This is a genomic window from Aliivibrio sp. S4MY1, assembly GCF_028765545.1.
Classification (GTDB): domain Bacteria; phylum Pseudomonadota; class Gammaproteobacteria; order Enterobacterales; family Vibrionaceae; genus Aliivibrio.
The window spans coordinates 1-292 of the sequence record NZ_JARACP010000081.1 but is presented as its reverse complement, the minus strand read 5'-3'; the positions used below and the strand labels follow the sequence as shown (position 1 = coordinate 292).

Here is a 292-nt window from a genome sequence, read left to right as displayed (position 1 = left end):
GCGCTTGTCACACTAAAGGATGGCGTCGAGGTGTTAATGAGCAAAGTCATTCGCGGCAGTACGCCAACGCAATATCAAGTCCTACCTCGCCCAGTACCCGCATTAGCACTTGCGCACGATCATTATAAGAATGCACATCTGATCATGGCACTCAATCCTGTGCAGCATCCTCTGTTTTTACAAGGCGCTGTTGCGGTTGGTGTAAGCTCATGAATCCACTCTCTTTATTTATTAACGGCCAGCGCGTACCCTTTTTAAGTGCTGAAATTGGGTTCGCTATTGAACAGCTTGC

The 292-nt window shown here is 47.9% G+C and carries 1 pseudogene; it reads left to right on the top strand.

Going from position 1 to position 292, the window contains the following annotated elements:
* Positions 1-213: pseudogene (locus PVK71_RS20420) on the top strand (DNA circularization N-terminal domain-containing protein); the annotation flags it as partial.
* Positions 214-292: the final 79 nt, after the last annotated feature.